Genomic DNA, 15972 nt, shown 5'->3' with positions numbered 1-15972 from the left:
AACCTTCTTCTAAAACCGTTTAAGTGTCGAGCGAGCATAGCATATGTAGACATATATATCCTAAGATATGCGCTAGGATCGTTGGCATGACGAACGACGGCGCATCGGCGGCAACGCGCGAAATTGCGGACCTGCTGCGCGATCTTTCCTGGAACATCCACCGGAAGGCGCCCGAGATCACCGGGATCGAACCGCTGCCCAACACAGAGCTGGCCGTGCTCAAGCATGTGCTGGACAACCCGGGCCTGACGGTCACGGAACTCGCCCGGCTGATGGGGCTGAAGCAGAGCAATGCCAGCGCCGCCGTCCGTACGCTGGCCGACCGCGGGCTGGTGACGCGGTCGAGCAGCCCGACGGACCGGCGGGTCAGCCTCCTGCTGCCGACGGAAGAGGCGCGGGCGCAGAACGAGGTCATTGCCCACGCCTGGGCGGGGCCGATCCGTGCCGGGATCGAGCGGCTGAATGCCGACCAGCGGGAAGCGCTGGCGGCGGCATCGGGGGCGCTGGTTGCCCTGAACCGCACCATGCAGGCCCGGGGCTGAACGCCTGCTGCCGGTTCACACCGGCAGCAGAAAGGTAAACCGGCGGCCGAAATTCCCGTGACAGCCGGCGGCATGGGGTCCTAAGCTTCCGGCCATGGCTATCGCACGCGTTCCCAACACTGTTATCGACTGCCCGGATCCCGAGGCACTCGCCACCTTCTACGGCACCCTCCTGGACTGGAAGGTGGGTGTGGACGACGACGGCTGGGCCGACATCACCGACGTCACCGGCCAGCGCTTCGCCTTCCAGCGGGTGGAGGACTACACGCCGCCGGCCTGGCCCGGCCAGGACGTTCCCCAGCAGATGCATATCGACGTCGATGTGGATGACCTGGATGAGGCGGAAGCCGCTGTCCTCGCCCTTGGCGCCACCAAGCACGAGTACCAGCCGGGGGAGACCTTTCGGGTGTTCCTTGACCCGGCCGGCCATCCGTTCTGCCTCTGCGTCGGCTAGCAGGATGACTGAAGCCCGGCGCCCGCCCGGCATCGGGTGGGCAGAAATTCCGTGACAGCCGGCGGCAGGGTGCTCTAAGGTTCCAGCCATGGCTATTGCACGAGTACCCAGCACGGTTATCGACTGCCCGGACCCCGAGGCACTCGCCCTCTTCTACGGCGCCCTCCTGGACTGGAAGGTGGACCTGGACGGGTACGACGGCGACTGGACCGAAATCTCCGACGTCACCGGCCAGCGCTTCGCTTTCCAGCGGGTGGAAAACTACACTCCGCCGGTCTGGCCGGGCCAGGATGTTCCCCAGCAGATGCATATCGATGTCGATGTGGACGATCTGGACGAAGGGGAAGCCGCGGTTCTCGCGCTTGGGGCAACCAAACACGAGCAACAGCTGGGGAGGACTTTCCGCGTGTTCCTGGATCCGGCAGGTCATCCGTTCTGCCTCTGCCAGGCCTAGCCGTCCGGGGCGGCCGGCGTCCCGCAGATTAGCGGGCGAGGTTGTCCTCCAATGTGGCGGTGTGCGCGGCAAGCCGGGCGAACGCGCCCTCGGCCGCCCGCAGCTCGGCGGGCGTGCCCGCTTCGATGACCCGGCCGGCGTCGAGCACCACCACCTGATCCGCATTCTCCACGGTGGAGAGCCGGTGCGCGATGGTCAGCGTGGTGCGCCCGGCGGACAGCCGCTCGAGGGCTAGCTGCACCTGCGCTTCGGTGGTGTTGTCCAGCGCCGAGGTGGCCTCGTCCAGGACGAGCACCGGCGGATTGCGCAGGATGGTGCGGGCAATGGCGAGCCGCTGCTGCTCCCCGCCGGAGAAGCGGTGGCCGCGCGCACCCACCAGGGTGTCCAGGCCGTCGGGCAGGGCGCCGACGGTGTCGGCCATCTGCGCGGCGGCAAGCGCGGACCAGAGCTGCTCGTCGGTGGCGTCCGCCTCGGCCAGCAGCAGATTCTCGCGGATGGAGGCATGGATCAGGTAGGTCTCCTGCGAGACGACGCCGACAATCCGGGCGAGGTCCTCGGGGGCCAGGTCGCGCACGTCCACGCCGTCGATGGTGACGCGGCCGGAGCCGGTGTCATTGAGCCGCGGCAGCAGGGACGCCAGGGTGCTCTTGCCGGAGCCGGTGGGGCCGACGACGGCGGTGGCGGTCCCGGCGGGCAGCGTCAGGTCGATGCCGTGCAGGACTTCCGTGCCGTCGTCGTACGCAAAGTGCACGTCCTCGAACCGCACGTCGCCGCGCACGGTTGCCGGGTCCAGCCGGACCGGATTTTCGGCCGGCCGGATCTGCGGCTCGAGGTCCAGGTACTCGAAGATCCGGCTGAAGAACGCCAGCGCGGTCACCCACTGCACGCCGATGTTCAGCAGCCCCATGACCGGCCGGAAGATGCCGGCCTGCAGTCCGGTGAACGCCACCAGGGTGCCGATGGTCATGCCGCCGCTGGTGGCGGGGAAACCGGCGGCGAGGTAGATGACGGCCGGAATGGCGGCGAAGACAATCTGCATGGTGGCCATCCGCCAGCGCCCGGCGAGCTGGCTGCGCAGTTCCAGTCCCACCAGGGTTTCGGAGCGGGCGCGGAACCGGTCGGCGTCGCGCGGACCGGTGCCCAGCGTTTTGGCCAGCCGGACGCCCGAGACCGAGAGGCCCTCCTCCACCTGGGTGTGCAGGGCGGCGAGCTCGCGCTGGCGTTCGTCGGTGACGTCGCGGCGGATCATCGCCACGCGGCGGGAGAGCCAGATCGCCGGCGGGAGCACCACCAGCGAAATCAGGCTCAGGCCGGGGGAGAGTGCCACCATCGCCACGGCGGTGGCGACCGCCGTCGTGAGGTTGGATGCCACGCCCGTGGCGGTGGTGGTGACCACGGACTGCATGCCGGAGATATCGTGCGTGAGCCGGGACTGCACCTCCCCGCCGCGGGTGCGGGTGAAGAAGCCGAGCGACTGGGCCTGCAGATGGGTGAAGAGATCCACGCGCAGGGTGTGCATAACGCGCTGGCCCATGCTGGTGGCCAGCCAGGTCTGTACGACGCCGATGGCGGCGGTCAGGGCGGCCACGCCCACCATGGATGCGGTCAGGAACAGCAGCAGCCGGGTGTTGCCGTGCGGCAGTGCGTCGTCAATCACCGCGCGGACCAGGAACGGCTGTGCCAGGCCGACCACCGACGAGGCAGTGATCAGCAGGACGACGACGGCGATGGTCCCCTTGTGCGGGGCGAATAGTGCGGCGATGCGCCGCAGGTGAACCGGATGCCGGTTCAGTTGCTTTTGGTCGGCGGGATTCAGCTTTGCGGGGCCGCGGCCGCCGCCTGGTCCCCTGCCGCTTCCGGGGCCTTCGGGGGCCGCTTCGGGAATAGCCATGGTTCCTCCTGTCGCTGCCGGAAGATGCGATTCGGCAGCTAATGCAGAGGTTACCTCATTATGTGGTTACCGCGAAATGGGTAGACTGTTTTCATGACTGATGCTTCTGCCGATCCGGCCGCCCTGGGGGAACTGATGCATACGGCGTTCCGCGGACTGCGGAAGCGCTGGATGCAGCAGCTGGCCCCGTATGACCTGACGCCGCACCAGTTCCGGGCGCTGAGCGCCGTGGCACGGGCAGCGGCGCACGGGGCGGCACCGGACACGGCCGGGGTCGGCTGCGAGCCGGGGCTGCGGCTGAAGGAACTGGCGGAGCGGCTGCGCATTGCCCCGCGCTCGGCCACGGAGGTGGTGGACCAGTTGACTGCCAAGGGGCTGGTGGAGCGCCGGGCGCATCCGACCGACCGTCGGGCTACCCTGCTGACGCTGACGCAGGCAGGGGAGCGGCTGCGGGAAACGGTGCTGGCGGACCGGAAGCGCGAGGCGGACGAGTTCTTTTCCGTCCTGGAGCCGGGTGACCGGGCGGAGCTGGCGCGGATCCTGGGGGAACTTGGCGGAGGCAGGGACGGGTCCCGGCAAAACATGATGGAAAGCTAAGCAGCCTGATTTTCTCCTGTGGCGGTCGCTCTGTTAGATTTCGAACGGGAATTCCACGCATTGCTGCGTGCCTTCCTTGGCGGCAATTTGCCGGTGATTGAAAAAAGTCTCGATATAAGGTCTCTATTTCATGTGTAAAACGAGCGGTAAGTCCCTCACCCGGGCGGGTTTCGCGGCCCCGGCACGGCCCGCACTAAGTTCCTCGCCGCCCCCGAATCCTGCCCGCCCCTTGTAGGGCGCCGGCGCAGGACGGCCAGCGTACACAGCAGCTGCCGCGCGCCCCACGGGATGCCCGTGCCTTTCTCGCTCTTTTCCATCCGCTGAACCGCCCCGCTCACGCTTCGAACGGATCAACCGAAAGCAGGTGCAGGATGAATGCCCAGGCAGTAATCCAGCGCAACAACGTCCGGGTGCTTGGACGTCCCGATGGCCCTGTGCTGCTGCTGGTCCAGGGCTTTGGCTGCGACCAGGTGATCTGGGACCCGATCCTGCCGTTCTTCACGGACGCCTACAAAGTGGTGCTGTTTGATCATGTAGGAACCGGGGAGGCCGATCCGGAGGCTTACAACGCAGCAAAATACGCTGATCTGGAAGGTTATCTGGGCGACCTCATCGAGGTGCTGGATGCCCTGGATGTGCAGGACGCCACCATCGTGGGGCACAGCATTGCCGGCACCATGGCGCTGGCCGCCTCAGCGCGCACCCCTCGGATTGCACGCCTCATCCTGCTCTGCACCTCGCCCTGCTACGTCAACGACGAGGGCTATTCGGGTGGATTCGCCCCCGGCGACATCCAGAAGGTTATTGATGCGGTGGAGGCCAACTACCCCCTCTGGGCGAGGACGATGAGCGCGGGCATAGCGGGAGCGGACGCAGGCCCGGAGATCAATGACATATTGGCGGACCGGCTGTGCCGGTTGCATCCGGAGTACGTGCGGGACTTCCTGCGAATGAGCTTTGCCACGGACATCCGGCACCTGCTGCCCCTGGTATCTGTTCCGACCCTGGTGCTGCAGTCGCGGGCCGACCCGCTGACCCCGGAAACGGCGTCGTTGTACCTGCACCGGCATCTCCCCGGCAGCACGCTTGTGGAACTGGAAACGCGCGGCAACATGCCGCACATCATCAACCCCCGAGAGACGGCCGAGGCCATCCTCCAGTACCTGCCGACGGTTCAGGCATGACCGGCGCGACCAGCGCAGCGGCGGATGGTCCGCAGGCCGGCGACGGCGTGTACGAGGAGCACTTCCACGCGGCGGCTTCCGGGTACCTCGTCCTCACCACGGACGGAACGATCCTGGATGCCAACCGGACGCTGGCCTCCTGGACCGGGCATTCCCGGGAGGGGCTGCTCGGAGGCAACATCATTGACCTGATGCCGTTGGCAGACCAGGTGGTCTTCACCTCCTACGCCGTACCGCAGCTGGCCGTGGCGGGATGCTTCAACGAAATGGCGGCGGAGCTGGTATCCGCAGACGGGGACCTGATTCCGGTTCTCCTCTCCGGCGTGCGCTCGGAGGAAAAAGACGCCCGAGACGGGGCCGGCGTGGACCGGATCGCCGTCTTTAACGCCTCCGAACGCAGGCTCTACGAGCGGGAGCTGGTGGCTGCCCTGCGCAAAGCCGAGGCGGCTGAAGCAGCGCGGGCCGCAGCGGAAGAAGAAACCCGGGAAAAGCAGAAGGCACTGGAGGAGAAAGACCGCGTCCTGCAGGCGAATCTGGCGAAGAGCAGGGAGCGCGAAGCCTTACTGGAAACGGTGCTCAACACGATCGACGTCGGCCTGCTTGTGGTGGATGCGCAGGGCAGGACCATGCTGACAAACGCCCACCTCCAGTCCGCCTGGAACAGGGTGCAAACGGATGTCACCCCGGGCGGGGACCGGCCGATTTTCGGTCCGGACCGCGTCACGCCCCTGTCCGATGTCGAGAGTCCGGTGAGGCGGGCCGTCGCGGGTGAGTCCTTCTCGAACCGGTTGGTATGGTTCGGGTCCTTGGACCGTGGAAACCAGATGGCCCTCAATGTCTCCGCCCGGCCCATCAGGGCGGAAGGAGTGGTTTCCGGATCGGTGATCGTCTACAGCGATGTCAGCCGGTTGGTCCATGCCGTCGCGGCCCAGGAGGAATTCGTGGCGAGTGTGTCCCACGAACTGCGGACCCCGCTGACTTCGATCATGGGTTACCTTGACCTCGCACTGGACGAGGAGGGACTGTCCCCGGTGGTGACCTCAGCGCTGAATGTTGCGCTGCGCAACTCGGAACGACTGTTGGCGCTGGTGTCCGATCTGCTGTCCGTAGCGTCCGGAGCCACCAAAATGGACCGCCGGCCGGTGGACCTGGCCGAAATCGTGCGGGCAGGCGTGGTGTCGGTATCCCCGAAGGCAACTGCGGGACGGGTGGACCTGGTGTCGGAGATTCCGGCCTCGCTGACGGCTGATGCGGATCCGCAGCGCCTGGCCCAGGTGGTCGATAATCTGCTGTCCAACGCCGTGAAGTACTCCCCGGACGGGGGAACGGTGACAGTCCGCCTTCAGCAGGACGAGCACGCGGTCCGCCTTTCCGTGGCAGACACCGGGATCGGAATGAGCGAAGCAGAACAGGAAAAGGTATTCACAAAGTTCTTCCGGTCCCGCCGTGCTGTCGCCTCGGCGGTGCCCGGGGTCGGGCTGGGCCTGGTGATCACCAAGAACATTGTGGAATCGCACGGAGGAAAGCTGAGCTTCGTCAGCATTCCGGGGCAGGGAAGCGAGTTCACGGTGTCCCTGCCCCTGCCCCTGGCCGCGGAAACCGCGGCCGGAATCAGTCCCGCTCGTTAAGCTTCTTCAGCAGGTCGGTAAGGTTCTGCAGCTCGGACGAAGTCCAGCTCCCGAGCCGGTCCCGCAGGAGGGCCCGCTTCGCCGAGTGGGCATTCTCGAAACGGGCCCGGCCTTCCGGCGTCAGGTCCAGCAGCTGGACCCGCCCGTCGGAAGGGTTCGCCCGGCGGACCACCAGGCCCAGGGTTTCCAGCTGTGACACGGTCCGGCTGAGCAGGGCCTTGTCCACCTGAAGGGCCTCGGCCACGCTGCCCTGCGGACATTCGCCGCCGCGGTACAGGGTCATCAGCACCGTGAACCCCAGCGGCTGCACGCCCGGATGAACCGCTGAGGCGGCGTCCTTGAACGTCCCCCGAGCGGCGGCAAGCATCACCGAAAACTCGCGCTCCACTTCCAGGACGGCGGACTCGAAGGTGATGTTGTCAGCGTCCCCGGCTGCCGACGTCGTCACCCTATGCGTTGTTCTTCCCGGCCGGAACATCCTTTCCGGGCGCTACGTCCGGATCCTGCCCGGCTGCCTCTTCGGACACGGCGGCTACCGTTTCTGCAGTGGTCCCGGAGTCCTTCGCGGACTTATCCCCGGAGTCCTTGCCGGACGCCGCAGCAGCTTCTTCGGCCTGCATCTTCTCGTGCCGGGTCAGGCTGCCCAGCGGCAGGTTCGGCAGGAAGAGCACCGCCAGCAGGGTCAGGATCCCCAGCGGGGCGGCGATCATGAAGATGTGCGCCACCGAGGAGCCGTACACGGATTCCACAATGAGGCGCACGGATTCGGGCAGCGCTTTCACATTCGGGATGCTGCCGGAGGCCAGCGACGCGGCGACCGCCTTGCCCTCCTCGCCCAGCGCGCCGATGGCGGCCATCAGCTCGCCCTGCTTCTCGGCCAGACGGTCCGTCACCTGGGTGGCCAGCACCGCGCCCAGCGCGGAAACTCCGACGGTGCCGCCGATGGTGCGGAAGAAGTTGATGCTGGAGCTGGCGACGCCGAGATCCCGGGTGGAAACGTCGTTCTGCACCACAAGCACCAGGTTCTGCATCACCATGCCCACGCCGGCGCCGAGCAGGAACATGTACAGGGAAACCAGCCCGAAGTTCGTGTCATATTCGATGGTGCCCATGAGGACCAGGCCCGCCGTCAGCAGCACGGAACCGACCACCACGTAGGCCTTCCATTTGCCGCTCTTGGTGATCATCCGGCCCACGATGGTGGAGATGATCAGCAGGCCTGCCATCATCGGGATGGTCATCAGCCCGGACATGGTCGCGGATGCGCCGCGGGCCAGCTGCATGTACTGGGACAGGAACACGGTGGTGCCGAACATGGCGACGCCGACGGCGAGGGAGCCGATCACTGCGAAGGTGAAGGTCCGGTTGCGGAACAGGGTCAGCGGGATCAGCGGCTCCGGGGCCTTCAGTTCCACGGCCACGAACGCCGCCAGGCCCAGCAGTGAACCGCCGACCATCCATGCGGTGGCCGCACTGGCCCAGCCGAAGTCGGTGCCGACCAGGGAAACCCAGATGAGCAGGCAGGACACGGATGCCGAAAGCAGCACGATGCCGGCGTAGTCGATCTGCACCTTGCGCTTCTTCAGCGGCGGCAGGTGCAGGGTCTTCTGGATCATCACCAGGGCGACGGCGGCAAGCGGCACGGCGACGTAGAAGTTCCAACGCCAGTTGACGGTGTCCGTGATGACGCCGCCGATCAGCGGCCCGCCCACCGTGGACAGGGCCATCACGGCGCCGAACAGGCCCATGTACCGGCCGCGTTCGCGCGGCGAAACAATGTCCGCCATGACAATCTGGGTCAGCGCGCCGAGGCCGCCGGCGCCGATGCCCTGCACCACGCGCATGGCGATCAGCCAGTCGGTGTTATGCGCGAAACCTGCCGCGGCGCTGGCGACAATGAAGATGATCAGGGCCAGCTGGACCAGGACCTTGCGGTTGAGCAGGTCTGCGAGCTTGCCCCAGATCGGGGTCGAAACCGCGGTGGCCAGCAGGGTGGCGGTGACCACCCAGGTGAAGGCGGCCTGGTCGCCGTCGAGGTCCGAGATGATCACCGGCAGCGAGGTGCTCACCACCGTATTCGCCAGCATCGAGACGAACATGCCCAGCAGCAGGCCGGTCAGGGCCTGGAGAACGGCACGGTGCTTGCGTTTTGCTTCAGCCCGCACCTCGGCTCGGGTTGTGGGTGCGGCGCCCTGCGGGGCAGGGGAAACGGACATGGGGTACTCCAAAAAGCCGAACGACGGTTAAAGGTTGATTTAAATCAACGGTACGTCCGGGGTTTTTGCTGCCCTGACCAGATGCGCCCCTCGGTGACTGATCTCATGGGGGAAGGTGACGAGGTCGTCTTCCGGCTGTGGGATCGGAGCGCGCAGCGGTGAAGCCGGGCACAATGAAGGGTGGCCGAGATTCCGCTTTCCAAGGGGCACCGATGAGCAATACCGTGCATGGTTCGTCCACCTTCCCGCCGCACCACCCGGGCCTGGAGCCGCGCTTCCGGGTGTCCCGGGAGGCGCTGCGTGCCTCCCTCTGGTTTTGGCCCACCTGCGCCTCGCTTGCAGCGGTGCTGCTGACCCTGCTGCTGCTGCAGGTCCGCCCGGGCGACGACGTCGCGTGGGCACGCTGGATCTGGCCGGCCGGCGTCGATGCCGCGAGCAGCCTGCTGCAGACCGTGGCCACCAGCGTGATGACGGCCGCGACCGTGACGTTCTCCCTGACCGTGGTGGCACTGCAGCTGGCCTCGCAGCAGTTTTCGCCCCGGCTGCTGCGCGACTTTGCCCGGGATGCCCGGACCCAGACCATCCTGGGCGTGCTGATGGGAACGTTTATGGCGTCCGTCACCGGCCTCTACGGGATGGAGGTGGACCGCTCCGTCCCGGTGCTGGTGGTGGGCCTGGTCTACGTGCTGGGGATTGCCAGCGGCGTGGTGCTGCTCCTGTTCATCGGGCACATCACCCGGTCGCTGCGGGTGGACACCATGATGCTCAACGCGCATCAGGGCTGCCTGGCGGTGCTGCGCGAAACCTATCCCGCATCCGATACCGGCGAGGTGCAGGACTTTCCCCGGCCCGACGGCGGCACTCCCGTGCCGGTCGGCCGCAGCGGCATCGTGCAGGCAGTGCACGCGAAGCCCCTGGTCCAGATGCTGCACGAACACGGGCTGACTATGCGGATGGAGGTGCAGCCAGGCGACCACGTCACCATCGGCACGCCGGTGGCCCGGGTCTGGAGCGACGACGGCGGCCCGGTCCCGCTGGGTGCCGTGCGCGAGTCTCTGGCGGGTGCGCTGGAGATCGGCTATGAACGGACACCGGAGCAGGACGCCGCGCTGGGGCTGCGCCAGCTGACCGACATTGCGGTCAAGGCCATTTCCCCGAGCATCAATGATCCGATCACCGCCGCCCATGCACTGGGCTACTGTGCGGATCTGTTGGTGGACATCTCGCGCCGGCGGCTCGGCCCCGAGGGGCAGGAAGATCGCGACGGGGTGCTGCGCCTGGTCACTGTGGGCCGTGACTACCGGTACTTCTTGGACCTGGTCTGCGGACCGGTCCGCCGCTTCGCGGATTCCGAACCGATTGTGCTCACCGCCGTGCAGCGCCTGCTGCGTGACTGCGCGGCCACTGCCGTCAATGAGAACCAGCGCGAGGAGATCCGCCGGCAGTCCTCGCTGGTGCTCGAGAACACCTCACGGAACCTGGCGGTGGCTGACGGGCAGGAGGTCCGCGACATGGCCCGCCGGGTGGAGGAGGCCCTGGCCGGGGACCTGGAAGCCGCCTTCGGGGACCGGGCGGGGGAGACCCGCTCGGTCTAAGGCAGCAATTCCATGGCCAGGACGAAAATGCCCATGGCCAGCACGAAGAACCCGAAGCCGCGGCGCAGTGAGGCCTCGGGAATGCGTCCGACCAGCCGGGCGCCGATCAGCGATCCGACGATGGCCGCCGCAGTGACACCGCCCACCAGCGCCCAGTCCAGGGACACGGTGGTGAGGTAGCCGGCGAGGCCGGCGAAGGACTTCAGGGAAATGACCACCAACGAAGTTCCCACCGCCACGGGCATGGAAAGCCCGCCCAGCAGGGCCAGCGCCGGGACCACCAGGAAGCCGCCGCCGGCGCCCACCAGGCCGGTCACCAAACCCACCACCAGGCCTTCCACAATGACCTTCCCCACCGGGAGTTCCTTGCTATGGGATTCCACGGCCCCGCCCTTGCGCCCGCGGATCATCGCCGCCGAGGTGGCGATCATCATCAGGGCGAAGGCGACCATCAGCACCGCTCCCGGTATCCGCCCGCCGAGCAGGCCGCCTGCAAACGCCCCTGTCATCCCGGCCGCGCCGAAGAGCAGCCCGGTGCGCCACTTCACCCGGCCCTTGCGGGCGTGTCCGACGGCACTGAAGGCCGAGGTGACGCCAACAACGAACAGGGAGGAGGCAATGGCTTCGCGGGGGCTCATGCCGGCCACGTAGGTCAGGATCGGGACGGTGAGGATGGACCCGCCGCCGCCGAGCAGGCCGAGCGAGAGCCCGATCAGCACGGAAAGCAGGAGGGTCGCGGCGAGGGGGACGGTCATGGGTGGTGTCCTTGAAAGTGGGGCAGTGGTGGTGGATGCGGGCCGGGTCAGCGCTTTGCGGGCAATGCGCTAATGGCCGACTCCGCCGTGGGCTCGGATGCCGCCTTGTTCCACGGCATCTTCGACAGCGCCTGGCCCATGGCGCAGGTATTGGTCGCAGCGGAGAACGTCAGTCCGGCACCGATTCCCCCGGCCAGCAGCCGCACCTTGGGGGAGACGAACCGGCCGCCGGCGAGGCCGGCGATCACCAGGGAGCCTGCGGCCATACGGACCTGGCGCTCCAGGGACCAGCGCTGGGCCCCTCGGACGACGTCGCCGCCGGCCGCGGCGAACGCGGGAACTCCTCCGGTGAGGACCTGGGCGGTGTTAATGCCGGTGCCGCTGAGCCGCCCGCGGGCCTGTTCGGCGCGGACACCGGACTGGCAGACCAGCACCACGCGGTCGCCCAGGCGTGTGGCCAGTTCATCGGTGTGCTCGGACAGCAGCGGCAGCGGCACGTTGTAGGAGCCCCGGATGTGCATGCTTTCAAACTCGGCAGCGGAACGGACGTCGAGGATCACGAGGTCCTCGTGCCGGCCCATCCAGTTCTGCAGGGTGGCGGCGTCGAGCTCGGTTACGGGGGAAGCGGAGGAGGCCATGGGGCCCTCATTTCTGTAGGTAGGTAGTTCTGCGGGGCATGCTGGGGCGAAACCCCTGGGGGTATACTTCCGGTAGGAAAACCACCACCGGAGGAGAAATCCATGCAGCTGGACAGCAACGAACTCGCACCCGTCATCAACCGGTTGAAGCGGGCTCAGGGGCAGCTGGCCGCCGTCACCCGCATGCTCGAGGAGGGGCGGGACTGCAAGGACATCGTCACGCAGCTGGCCGCTGTGTCGAAGGCCCTGGACAAGGCAGGATTCGCAGTCATCGCGGCCGGTCTGGAGCAGTGCCTGCTCAACGAGGACGGCTCCATGGACAAGAAGGACCTCGAAAAGCTTTTCCTCTCCCTGGCCTAGGCGGAAATCAGCTGTTGTTGCGGGCCTGCATGCCGGTCCATCCGGCGTAGCTGCCGTCCAGTTCGACGATGTCGTACCCGGCCCGGCGCAGGGCGCTGGCGGCCACGGAATTGCGCACGCCGCTCTGGCAGTACGTCACGATGGTCCCCTCGTCCGGCAGCTGGTCCAGGTTCCAGAGCACCCGGCCGGCACTGAGCTGCTTGGAGCCGGGGATATGGCCGGCGCCGTGCTCGGTGCGGTTGCGGACATCAAGGACCAGGGCAGCGTCGAAGCCGTCCAGCTCCTCCGGCTGGATCAGGCGCGGCAGGGTCTGCGGCAGGCCGTCCAGGGTGGTGGTGAATCCGGCCACCTGGTCAATGCCGACCCGGACCAGGTGGTCCCACATCTCCTGCGCAGAGCCCTGATCGGCGGCGAGCAGCACCAGCGGGCGCTGGTCGGTTTCGGGGTCGACGGCCCAGGCGCCGAAGCTGGCGGTCTTGGTGCCTGCGGGGATGTTGACCGATCCGGAGACGGTTCCCTTGTGGACCTGGCCGTTCGGACGGGTGTCCACGAAGGTGAGGGTGTCCTGCGCCAACCCGCGGGCGACGTCGTCCGTGGACAGTTCCTGCAGCGGTGAGCGTTCGCCCATCACGGCCGGACCCTGCCGGTTTTCGCGCTTCATCCGGCCGAAGTAGGCGTGCGCATCGGGCTGCCCGTCGAGCAGTTCATCCACGAAGCCCTGCTCGTCATTGGCGGCAAGGTACTTGCCCCACCATGCGTAGAGGCGTTCGTAGCCCACGGTGGTGGAGGGGAGCGCGCCGAGCGCCTTGCCGCAGGCGCTGCCCGAGCCGTGGCCGGGGTAGACCTGGATGTGGTCGGGCAGGGTCAGGAACTTCTCCTGCAGGCTGCGGAAAATCTGCCGCGCGCCTTCGAAGCGGGTGTCCACGCCGCCGGCGGCTTCATCCAGCAGGTCGGGGCGGCCCAGGTCTCCCGAGAAGACGAAGTCGCCGGAGAGCAGGTAGCCGGGTTCGCTGCTGAAGGCGCCGTCGGTGACCAGGAAGGAGAGGTGTTCCGGCGTGTGGCCCGGGGTATGCAGGGCCTGGAGGGTGATGTTTCCGAGGGAAACGGTGTCGCCGTCGTGCAGTCGGGCTGCCTCGAACCGGTACTGCCAGTCGGTGCCGCCCTCGCCGGAAACGTACATTTCGGCGCCGGTGGCGGCCGCGAGCTCGCGGGTGCCGGAGAGGTAATCGGCATGGATGTGGGTTTCGGTGACTGCGACAATGCGCATGCCGTTGGCGGCGGCGAGCTCCAGGTAGGTGTTGATGTCGCGGCGGGCGTCCACCACCACGGCCTCGCCCTGGCGCTGGCAGCCGATGAAGTAGCTTGCCTGGGCCAGGTCCTCGTCATAGATGCGTTCAAGCAGCATGGAATCTCCTTTTGGGGGTTTTGGACACCCCCTGGGGTATCCGTCTGCTTCGACGGTAATACCTCCGGGGGTATGCAGGCAAACCGGAGGAGTATGCTTTTGCATACCCTAGGGGGTATCTGCCACGATGGTGGAGGGGCACCAAGTCCGGTAGGAAATCGAGCCAAGGAACAAGCAAAATGTGCAGAGCAGTAAAGTGCGGCAAATGCGGCAAGACCACGTGGGCCGGATGCGGAAACCACGTTGACCAGGTGATGCGCGGGGTGCCGAAGGCGGACCGCTGCAGCTGCGGCGCGGACGCCGGAAAAGCTGCGGCCGGCGCCCAGTCGTCCGGCGGATGGCTGGGGAAACTGTTCGGGCGTAAGTAAGCGACGTCCGGGGCAGGCCGCGCCTCCGGCCTCGGCAGGTGCGGCTGTGGCAGGCTGGCGGCATGGAAACCAGCACCGGCATGCCAGCCTGGCCGTCCGTCGATCCGCAGCACGGCAACGTGCGCCTGCGGCCCTTCCGGGATGAGGACGCGGCCACGGTCATGGAGATGTCCCGGGACGAGTATTTCCCCGCCATTGGCACTCTTGCCGGGAACGCCAGTGTGGAGCAGGCGATGGAGTGGGTGGAGCGGCAGCGGAACCGGTACGCGGAAGGTGCCGGCTTTTCCTTTGCGGTGGCCGACGCCGGCACCGACCGCTGCGTGGGTCAGCTGGGGCTGTGGCTCCGGGAGCTGGCGACGGGCCGCGCCCAGGCCGGCTACGGGATAACTCCGTCGGCCCGCGGCCACCGGTTTGCCGCCTCGGCACTTCTCGCCGCGTTGGAGTTCGCTTGGACCATTCCGGAACTGCACCGCGTGGAGCTGTACATCGAGCCCTGGAATACCGCCTCCATCCGCACTGCCGAACTCGCGGGTTTTGCGCGCGAAGGACTATTGCGCAGCTACATGGAGATTTCCGGGCAGCGGCGGGACCTGCTGGTTTATGGAGCGGTCAGGGGACACGAGGGGTAGCTGGCGCCGGGACGGTGCACCCGCAATCATCCGCTCCGGCACACACGCGGCCCTCGTCCGTTGACGCCCCGCCCCGCGGAAGCGGACAGTTGAGGAATGCCAGGCATCGCCGCACCCCTCTGGGACAGGCTGACCGAGACCGTCCAATCGGGCTGGTGCCCGGGACTGGTGGCAGGGGTCCGGATCAACGGGCAGACCGAAATCTTCGCCACCGGGTCACTGGGACTCGACCAGTCCGAGCCGATGGCCGAGGACACTCCGTTCCGCATCTCCTCGCTGAGCAAGCTGATCGGCGGCGCCCTGGCCATGAGCCTGGTGGCCGACGGCGCGCTGGGATTGAATGACGAGGCCGGCCGGTGGCTGCCGGGGCTCGCAAACCTGCGGGTGCTTCCCACACCGGATGCCCCTTTGACGCTGACGGTCCCGGCCCGCGGCCCCGTCACGGTGCGCCACCTGCTGACCTTCACCGCCGGCGTCGACTTCGATCCGACCCCGTACGTGGCGGCCACCCAGGACTTCCTCTGGGGACCCAACCCGCCGGACATGACCCCCGAGGAGTATCTGGCCCGGCTCGGCAGCCTGCCGCTGGCCTACCAGCCGGGGGAGCGCTGGATGTACCACGCCAGCGCGGACGTGCTCTCGGTCCTGCTCGCGGCAGCCACTGTCACACCCCTGGACCAGCTGGTGCAGGAGCGGATCAGCGAACCGTTCGGGCTGACCGGCACCGGCTTCCCGACGGGCACCGAACATTTCCCGGTGGTGTACGCGGTTAACGACGACGGCGCGTTGTTCGAGGCGGTGTCCTACCGGGATGCCATGGCGGGACCGCCGAAGTTCGCGTCCCTGGGCGGCGGCATGGTCTCCACCGTGCCGGACTTCATGCGCTTTCTCACCGGGCTCGCGGATGACACGGTGCTGCCGGCCGAGCTGCGGCACCAGATGACCGCGGACCAGCTGACCTCCCCGCAGCAGGTCGGCGTGGCTGAAGTGGCAGGTCCGGACGAGTCCTGGGGGTTCATGACCGCCGTACAGACCGGGCGCGGGGCGCCTTGGTCGGAGCCGGGCATGTGGGGGTGGGCCGGCGGATCCGGCACCAGCGCCGCCGTTTATCCCGACGGGGACATCGGCGTCGTGTTCACCCAACGGTTCATGGGTAGCCCGCAGGAGCATTTCGATTTCTTCTGGGAACCGTTCGGGGAGCTGCGGGAGAGTATTCGGAATACCGCTACTTAGTCGGCCGCGGCCTGGAGGTCTTC

General features: G+C 67.3%; 17 protein-coding genes. 11 read left to right on the top strand and 6 right to left on the bottom strand.

The annotated features are described in order from the left end of the window. The first annotated feature begins 86 nt into the window (after positions 1-86). From N2L00_RS15230 to N2L00_RS15220, 3 genes are all read left to right on the top strand, one after another. Positions 87-542 (top strand): MarR family winged helix-turn-helix transcriptional regulator, encoded by a 456-nt coding sequence (locus tag N2L00_RS15230; protein ID WP_255765359.1) that lies wholly within the window; start codon positions 87-89, stop codon positions 540-542. Positions 543-636: 94 nt separating this feature from the next. Next, entirely contained in the window at positions 637-996 is a 360-nt protein-coding gene (locus N2L00_RS15225) for a VOC family protein (RefSeq protein WP_255765358.1), read from the top strand. An 88-nt stretch (positions 997-1084) separates the two neighbouring features. Then, positions 1085-1450: a VOC family protein gene (locus N2L00_RS15220; RefSeq protein WP_255765357.1), complete on the top strand. Its 366-nt coding sequence runs from the start codon at positions 1085-1087 to the stop codon at positions 1448-1450. Positions 1451-1478: 28 nt separating this feature from the next. On the opposite strand, the gene N2L00_RS15215 is transcribed toward N2L00_RS15220, so the two are convergent. Continuing rightward, the gene (locus N2L00_RS15215; protein ID WP_255862316.1) at positions 1479-3341 is read right to left on the bottom strand and encodes an ABC transporter ATP-binding protein; all 1863 of its coding nucleotides are present in this window, start codon (positions 3339-3341) and stop codon (positions 1479-1481) included. 93 nt (positions 3342-3434) lie between these two features. Between N2L00_RS15215 and N2L00_RS15210 the strand changes: the two genes are divergently transcribed. The 3 genes from N2L00_RS15210 (at position 3435) to N2L00_RS15200 (ending at position 6750) form a co-directional block, all read left to right on the top strand. Continuing rightward, positions 3435-3938, top strand: a complete 504-nt coding sequence (locus N2L00_RS15210) for a MarR family winged helix-turn-helix transcriptional regulator (protein WP_255765355.1) — start codon at positions 3435-3437, stop codon at positions 3936-3938. Positions 3939-4309: 371 nt separating this feature from the next. Then, positions 4310-5122, top strand: coding sequence for an alpha/beta fold hydrolase (locus N2L00_RS15205; RefSeq protein WP_255765354.1), 813 nt, complete (start codon positions 4310-4312; stop codon positions 5120-5122). Continuing rightward, positions 5119-6750 (top strand): PAS domain-containing sensor histidine kinase, encoded by a 1632-nt coding sequence (locus N2L00_RS15200; protein WP_255862317.1) that lies wholly within the window; start codon positions 5119-5121, stop codon positions 6748-6750. The genes N2L00_RS15205 and N2L00_RS15200 overlap by 4 nt, the downstream gene beginning before the upstream one ends. Here the strand turns inward: N2L00_RS15200 and N2L00_RS15195 are convergent. Next, a complete protein-coding gene (locus N2L00_RS15195) occupies positions 6734-7198 on the bottom strand; it encodes a MarR family winged helix-turn-helix transcriptional regulator (RefSeq protein WP_255862318.1) in 465 nt (154 codons plus the stop codon). The genes N2L00_RS15200 and N2L00_RS15195 overlap by 17 nt on opposite strands. Position 7199: 1 nt before the next feature. Further along, a complete protein-coding gene (locus N2L00_RS15190) occupies positions 7200-8966 on the bottom strand; it encodes an MDR family MFS transporter (RefSeq protein WP_255862319.1) in 1767 nt (588 codons plus the stop codon). 212 nt (positions 8967-9178) lie between these two features. On the opposite strand from N2L00_RS15190, the gene N2L00_RS15185 reads away from it, so the two are divergent. After that, positions 9179-10561 carry a DUF2254 domain-containing protein gene (locus tag N2L00_RS15185; protein ID WP_255862320.1) on the top strand — a complete coding sequence of 461 codons (1383 nt, stop codon included), beginning with the start codon at positions 9179-9181 and terminating at the stop codon, positions 10559-10561. On the opposite strand, the gene N2L00_RS15180 is transcribed toward N2L00_RS15185, so the two are convergent. After that, the gene (locus N2L00_RS15180; protein WP_255862321.1) at positions 10558-11316 is read right to left on the bottom strand and encodes a sulfite exporter TauE/SafE family protein; all 759 of its coding nucleotides are present in this window, start codon (positions 11314-11316) and stop codon (positions 10558-10560) included. The genes N2L00_RS15185 and N2L00_RS15180 overlap by 4 nt on opposite strands. Positions 11317-11363: 47 nt before the next feature. Beyond that, on the bottom strand, positions 11364-11954 hold the full coding sequence (locus N2L00_RS15175; protein WP_255765348.1) for a rhodanese-like domain-containing protein: 591 nt from the start codon (positions 11952-11954) through the stop codon (positions 11364-11366). A gap of 102 nt (positions 11955-12056) precedes the next feature. Between N2L00_RS15175 and N2L00_RS15170 the strand changes: the two genes are divergently transcribed. Next, entirely contained in the window at positions 12057-12314 is a 258-nt protein-coding gene (locus N2L00_RS15170; RefSeq protein ID WP_255862322.1) for a metal-sensitive transcriptional regulator, read from the top strand. A gap of 7 nt (positions 12315-12321) precedes the next feature. Here N2L00_RS15170 and N2L00_RS15165 read toward each other — a convergent pair whose 3' ends face one another. Further along, positions 12322-13719 (bottom strand): rhodanese-like domain-containing protein, encoded by a 1398-nt coding sequence (locus N2L00_RS15165; protein ID WP_255862323.1) that lies wholly within the window; start codon positions 13717-13719, stop codon positions 12322-12324. A gap of 179 nt (positions 13720-13898) precedes the next feature. Here N2L00_RS15165 and N2L00_RS15160 point away from each other — a divergent pair, with 179 nt between their 5' ends. The 3 genes from N2L00_RS15160 to N2L00_RS15150 all read left to right on the top strand — a co-directional run bounded on the left by N2L00_RS15160 (position 13899) and on the right by N2L00_RS15150 (position 15949). Continuing rightward, positions 13899-14087, top strand: a complete 189-nt coding sequence (locus N2L00_RS15160; protein ID WP_255862324.1) for a hypothetical protein — start codon at positions 13899-13901, stop codon at positions 14085-14087. Between the two features lie 62 nt (positions 14088-14149). After that, positions 14150-14716, top strand: a complete 567-nt coding sequence (locus N2L00_RS15155; protein ID WP_255862325.1) for a GNAT family N-acetyltransferase — start codon at positions 14150-14152, stop codon at positions 14714-14716. Positions 14717-14812: 96 nt separating this feature from the next. Beyond that, the gene (locus tag N2L00_RS15150) at positions 14813-15949 is read left to right on the top strand and encodes a serine hydrolase (RefSeq protein ID WP_255862326.1); all 1137 of its coding nucleotides are present in this window, start codon (positions 14813-14815) and stop codon (positions 15947-15949) included. Positions 15950-15972 lie beyond the last annotated feature (23 nt).

The organism is Arthrobacter sp. zg-Y1171 (assembly GCF_025244845.1).
GTDB lineage: Bacteria > Actinomycetota > Actinomycetes > Actinomycetales > Micrococcaceae > Arthrobacter_B.
The sequence above is the reverse complement of the archived record's forward strand: the minus strand, read 5'-3'. Positions and strand labels throughout refer to the sequence as shown.

What these genes read in the sequence shown, in the direction of transcription:
- N2L00_RS15155 (WP_255862325.1), top strand. Translation starts at nt 14,150, where the DNA reads ATGGAAACCAGCACCGGCATGCCAGCCTGGCCGTCCGTCGATCCGCAG.
- N2L00_RS15205 (WP_255765354.1), top strand. Translation starts at nt 4,310, where the DNA reads ATGAATGCCCAGGCAGTAATCCAGCGCAACAACGTCCGGGTGCTTGGA.
- N2L00_RS15185 (WP_255862320.1), top strand. Translation starts at nt 9,179, where the DNA reads ATGAGCAATACCGTGCATGGTTCGTCCACCTTCCCGCCGCACCACCCG.
- N2L00_RS15170 (WP_255862322.1), top strand. Translation starts at nt 12,057, where the DNA reads ATGCAGCTGGACAGCAACGAACTCGCACCCGTCATCAACCGGTTGAAG.
- N2L00_RS15160 (WP_255862324.1), top strand. Translation starts at nt 13,899, where the DNA reads ATGTGCAGAGCAGTAAAGTGCGGCAAATGCGGCAAGACCACGTGGGCC.
- N2L00_RS15150 (WP_255862326.1), top strand. Translation starts at nt 14,813, where the DNA reads ATGCCAGGCATCGCCGCACCCCTCTGGGACAGGCTGACCGAGACCGTC.
- N2L00_RS15165 (WP_255862323.1), bottom strand. Translation starts at nt 13,719, where the DNA reads ATGCTGCTTGAACGCATCTATGACGAGGACCTGGCCCAGGCAAGCTAC.
- N2L00_RS15175 (WP_255765348.1), bottom strand. Translation starts at nt 11,954, where the DNA reads ATGGCCTCCTCCGCTTCCCCCGTAACCGAGCTCGACGCCGCCACCCTG.
- N2L00_RS15225 (WP_255765358.1), top strand. Translation starts at nt 637, where the DNA reads ATGGCTATCGCACGCGTTCCCAACACTGTTATCGACTGCCCGGATCCC.
- N2L00_RS15200 (WP_255862317.1), top strand. Translation starts at nt 5,119, where the DNA reads ATGACCGGCGCGACCAGCGCAGCGGCGGATGGTCCGCAGGCCGGCGAC.
- N2L00_RS15230 (WP_255765359.1), top strand. Translation starts at nt 87, where the DNA reads ATGACGAACGACGGCGCATCGGCGGCAACGCGCGAAATTGCGGACCTG.
- N2L00_RS15180 (WP_255862321.1), bottom strand. Translation starts at nt 11,316, where the DNA reads ATGACCGTCCCCCTCGCCGCGACCCTCCTGCTTTCCGTGCTGATCGGG.
- N2L00_RS15190 (WP_255862319.1), bottom strand. Translation starts at nt 8,966, where the DNA reads ATGTCCGTTTCCCCTGCCCCGCAGGGCGCCGCACCCACAACCCGAGCC.
- N2L00_RS15220 (WP_255765357.1), top strand. Translation starts at nt 1,085, where the DNA reads ATGGCTATTGCACGAGTACCCAGCACGGTTATCGACTGCCCGGACCCC.
- N2L00_RS15215 (WP_255862316.1), bottom strand. Translation starts at nt 3,341, where the DNA reads ATGGCTATTCCCGAAGCGGCCCCCGAAGGCCCCGGAAGCGGCAGGGGA.
- N2L00_RS15210 (WP_255765355.1), top strand. Translation starts at nt 3,435, where the DNA reads ATGACTGATGCTTCTGCCGATCCGGCCGCCCTGGGGGAACTGATGCAT.